Genomic DNA, 210 nt, shown 5'->3' on the forward strand with positions numbered 1-210 from the left:
AAAAAGTAATATTCAACTATCTGAACAACTAACAACACAATGTACGAATGAAGTACTAGCTCCTAAAGCGTCAGATGAATTACGTGCATATACATTATCGCTAGAAAGTGACGTAGCACCCGATAATACAATCGGCCAATTATTCTCTCAGAAATACCAGCTACACTGTCAATATGCCAAAAAGACGAAACCAAGTGTAAGTAGCTCATT

The 210-nt window shown here is 36.7% G+C and carries 1 pseudogene; it reads left to right on the forward strand.

The features are described 5' to 3' along the window. Positions 1-210: pseudogene (locus tag V6255_RS18965) on the forward strand (hypothetical protein); the annotation flags it as partial.

The organism is Psychromonas arctica (genome assembly GCF_038155225.1).
GTDB lineage: Bacteria > Pseudomonadota > Gammaproteobacteria > Enterobacterales > Psychromonadaceae > Psychromonas > Psychromonas arctica_B.